Origin of the sequence: Candidatus Colwellia aromaticivorans, assembly GCF_003333305.1 — a bacterium.
Classification (GTDB): domain Bacteria; phylum Pseudomonadota; class Gammaproteobacteria; order Enterobacterales; family Alteromonadaceae; genus Colwellia; species Colwellia aromaticivorans.
The window spans coordinates 1-3997 of record NZ_QOLD01000030.1 but is presented as its reverse complement, the minus strand read 5'-3'; the positions used below and the strand labels follow the sequence as shown (position 1 = coordinate 3997).

The following is a 3997-nucleotide window of genomic DNA, read 5'->3' as shown; positions in this document are numbered from 1 at the left end:
GACAATCTACGTGTGCGTAGTGACGGGCTGCTGTATCGTACTCGATGTGAGAAGTATTGATTGTAATACCACGTTCACGCTCTTCAGGAGCATTATCGATTTGTGCGAAATCTTTAACTTCACCACCGTGTACTTTAGTTAATACCGCAGAGATAGCGGCTGTTAGTGTTGTTTTACCATGATCAACGTGTCCGATTGTACCAACGTTTACATGTGGTTTCGTACGTTCAAATTTTTCTTTAGCCATTTTAAAATACCTCTGGGTATAGAATTAAGTTTATTTTTTACAATAGTTGAAATAATAAGGATAGAATAATCTAAGGAATGGTGCTGATAGGCAGATTCGAACTGCCGACCTCACCCTTACCAAGGGTGCGCTCTACCAACTGAGCCATATCAGCATTCATATACAAAGATTGGAGCGGGTGGCGGGAATCGAACCCGCTTCATCAGCTTGGAAGGCTGAGGTAATAGCCAGTATACGACACCCGCAAACTCTATCAGATTATCTCTGTTAAAAGTTCACGCGTCCCTTCTTAGAAGGAACATGAGATACAAATATGGTGGAGGGAGGTGGATTCGAACCACCGAAGGCTGAGCCGTCAGATTTACAGTCTGATCCCTTTGGCCACTCGGGAACCCCTCCAGTATATTCACCTACTTCGCCTAAGTGAAGTAGTATTAATGGTGCCGACTGCCGGAGTCGAACTGGCGACCTACTGATTACAAGTCAGTTGCTCTACCAACTGAGCTAAGTCGGCACTACATTAAGTGCTGCGAATTCTAGAGTAATGCTTTACTGCTTGCAAGTACAAAAGAGAAAAAAATTGATGTTTTTATCGGTTTTCTGCGTGTTTGATGTTTTTTTATCCAAAGGGTTATTAAATTTATTTTAAACCACATTAAATATATGCTTGCAGGCCAATAAATACTAAATCTTCTATCACTTTACACTGATGTGATAGTAATGAAGCTAACGCCCCCCCATTTCCGCCCGTCAATAAAATTTCATCGATCACTACACCTTGCTGCTCACTTTGTGTAACGGCTAAATTTATTGCCCCAACAGTAGCAGCCCATGTTGCATTATTAACATTCTCAGAACTATTAAGTCCAAAAGACAAACTTGCGGTTTTCACTACCTTTGCTTTTACTTGACTGGTATTCTCTTGAACACAACTAAAAAGAGTCTCTATTCCGGCTAAAATCCAACCACCTTGATGTGCGCCATTGGAGGCGATTAGATCAATTGTAGTTGCTGTACCCGCATCAACTATTAACGTATTTTTACTTGGGTATAATGCCTTTGCAGCAATTAATGTTAACCAGCGATCAACACCCAATTGACTTGGTTGATGATATGCTGAACAAACACCATTTTTACTTTTCTCACTAACAACCTGCTGATAATCTATATTCTGCTCATGACACCATAATTCAATTTTGTCCGTCAACTTATTATGACTAACACTGGCAACGATTAACTTATTAATCCTGTTGAAACATTGAGACAAATATTCATTTGATAACAACTCATTAGCAAAGCTTTGTACAGAACCTCTCTTCCCCTGACTAACAACACAGTATTTTGTCCTACTGTTACCAATATCAATTAAAGCAATCATTCATCACCTCGAAGGCTCACTTCACCACCGTAAATAGGTTTAACTTGACCATCAACTTCAAGTAGTAAAGCGCCTTGGTTATTAATACCTCGACAAATCCCTTTTGTTACCCGTTCTCCGGTAAGTAATTTCACCCGCTTATTTAAATAAACATCATGAGTATGCCATTCATCTAGCATCCCTATCAGTCCTTCACTTTGATGTTGCTGCAATCGAGTATGTAAACAACAAATTAATTGTGCGCTTAACGCATTCCTATCAATTTTAGTTTCACTATGGCTTTGTAAATCGGTCCAACGCTGATCGATTTTTTCAGCGGCTTGTTCGTGCATATCTAAATTTAATCCGATACCTATAACACTGTGACTTGGCTCCAAGGCTTGCCCTTCAAGATCTATTAATATGCCTGCTAACTTAACGCCATCAATATAAATATCATTAGGCCACTTTAACTGTACCTGAACTCCACTAATTGCAAAAACAGCATCACTAACCGCTAACGCACTAAGCAAACTCAAGCCCATCGCTGCGGATAGTCCTTGCTCTAAATACCAATACATCGATAAATAAATTTGAGAACCAAAGGGCGAAACCCATTGGCGTCCACGTCGACCACGACCTGCACTTTGATATTCCGCCAAACAAACCTGCCCTTGAGTTAACTGATTCGGTAACCGGCGCATTAAATAATCATTGGTTGAATCTATCAGGCTATGTACTTCAATTTCAGGTGTTAGTTTATTCTTATTCGTGATTACATCCTGAGACATAAATAATAATATTTTACGCTTATTCAGCAAATGTAAAGGCTGTGCTAATTTATACCCCTTACCTGTAACACTAAATATATCTAGCCCCATATTTACCAACGCTTTTACATGCGTAGAAATAGCCGTTCGACTAATACCTAATTGCTTACCAACTTCTTGCCCTGAAACAAATTCACCACTTGCTAATGCTTTAATGAGATGTTCCCTTACTGCCTTAACCATACTATTTACTCTCCAAATCAACTACTAAATCAACAAAATTCTGTTCACCTTTCGCAGTGATCATTCTAACTTCTGGAGAAATTGAAATATCAAATTTAGCTAATACTTGCTGTTGCACATATTTTGCCAGCGTAACAATATCTTCACCCTGTTCACTAGCATAGTTAACTAAAACTAGCGCTTGATGTTCATGGACACCAACACCTTTTTCACGATACCCCTTCAAACCGGCCTGTTCTATTAACCAACCAGCAGCAAGTTTAACCAAGCCTTTACCTTGCGGATAAAACGGGAGTTTTGGATAACTATTTTTCAATGATATAAGTTTTTGTTCATTAACTATTGGATTTTTAAAGAAACTACCTGCATTGGGTAATTTACAAGGGTCGGGTAGCTTAGCCTGACGTAAACTGATTACTCGATCCATTACTTGCTTAGCTGAAGGGTTATTACCTAAATCACTTAGCCCTGCATAAGATAAGTTAGCTTTCCAAGCTTTTGGAAAACTAAATTCAACATCAATTATAATTCCTTTGTTGTGAAGAGCTTGTTTAAAAATGCTATCGCGATAGGAGAACTGACAATCTTTATTATCTAATACTTTAATTGCTTTGCTAGAGAATTCGAACCATTTTACTTGTGTACAAAAATGAGAGAGTTCAAGCCCATAAGCACCAATATTTTGTACTGGTGCTGCCCCCACGCTACCAGGGATGAGTGCTAAATTTTCTAAGCCATATATACCCTGTTCAATACACAAGCAAACTAAATCATGCCAATTTTCAGCAGCACCAACACTCACAGTATAATTATCCCGTGTCTCTGAAATACTTATACCTTTGAAGTCAGGTTTAATGATAATAGGGGCATGATCATCAACAAATAAAGTATTACTACCGTCACCAAGAATATAGAAAGGGTTGTCGACAAACTTAGGTAACTGCTCTAAATCTGTAACTGTTCTAGGAAAATAGATCGTCGGGGAAACTGCTTTTATATTAAAGCTATTATATTCTTGTAAGGAAAACTGATGACTTAGTTCCATAAGTACTTAACCGGTATTTTTGAGTAATATCATTGTACTTAATATTCAAATCAACACCAACTAAAGGGCGATATTGATGTTGCTAATTGATGATTATTTTTAAACACCAAACAGCAAAAATCCCGACTCTTTCGCTTTTTATGATATGAAGGTGGCTTTTCTTAATAGAAGCTTCTCCATTATCCCCGTTCATCCTGAGCTCGTCGAGGGGTCACATGGGCTTTACTGCCGCATAAGTCACACTACCATTGGCGCTATTTCTCAAACGACAAATAGCAAAAAGCCCGTTACTTTCGTAACGGGCTTTTCTAAATAGAAGCTTAGCAATGTCCTAC

General features: G+C 38.6%; 4 protein-coding genes and 4 tRNA genes. All 8 read right to left on the bottom strand.

Annotated features, from left to right (window positions below):
* Positions 1 to 247, bottom strand: a 247-nt coding sequence (locus DWA31_RS04980) for a GTP-binding protein (RefSeq protein ID WP_245942449.1), incomplete at its 3' end; no start/stop codon positions are given.
* Between the two features lie 78 nt (positions 248 to 325).
* Positions 326 to 401, bottom strand: a tRNA-Thr gene (locus DWA31_RS04975).
* Positions 402 to 417: 16 nt separating this feature from the next.
* Positions 418 to 492, bottom strand: a tRNA-Gly gene (locus DWA31_RS04970).
* 69 nt (positions 493 to 561) lie between these two features.
* A tRNA-Tyr gene (locus tag DWA31_RS04965) sits at positions 562 to 646 on the bottom strand.
* Between the two features lie 39 nt (positions 647 to 685).
* Positions 686 to 761, bottom strand: a tRNA-Thr gene (locus tag DWA31_RS04960).
* 141 nt (positions 762 to 902) lie between these two features.
* Positions 903 to 1625 carry a type III pantothenate kinase gene (locus DWA31_RS04955; RefSeq protein WP_114325551.1) on the bottom strand — a complete coding sequence of 241 codons (723 nt, stop codon included), beginning with the start codon at positions 1623 to 1625 and terminating at the stop codon, positions 903 to 905.
* Positions 1622 to 2617 (bottom strand): bifunctional biotin--[acetyl-CoA-carboxylase] ligase/biotin operon repressor BirA, encoded by a 996-nt coding sequence (gene birA, locus DWA31_RS04950; RefSeq protein ID WP_114325550.1) that lies wholly within the window; start codon positions 2615 to 2617, stop codon positions 1622 to 1624. The genes DWA31_RS04955 and birA overlap by 4 nt, the downstream gene beginning before the upstream one ends.
* Before the next feature lies 1 nt (position 2618).
* Positions 2619 to 3662 carry a UDP-N-acetylmuramate dehydrogenase gene (gene murB, locus DWA31_RS04945; protein ID WP_114325549.1) on the bottom strand — a complete coding sequence of 348 codons (1044 nt, stop codon included), beginning with the start codon at positions 3660 to 3662 and terminating at the stop codon, positions 2619 to 2621.
* Positions 3663 to 3997 lie beyond the last annotated feature (335 nt).

Excerpts from the sequence above, each read along its gene's own strand:
- DWA31_RS04955 (WP_114325551.1), bottom strand. The coding sequence starts at position 1,625 with ATGATTGCTTTAATTGATATTGGTAACAGTAGGACAAAATACTGTGTT.
- birA (WP_114325550.1), bottom strand. The coding sequence starts at position 2,617 with ATGGTTAAGGCAGTAAGGGAACATCTCATTAAAGCATTAGCAAGTGGT.
- murB (WP_114325549.1), bottom strand. The coding sequence starts at position 3,662 with ATGGAACTAAGTCATCAGTTTTCCTTACAAGAATATAATAGCTTTAAT.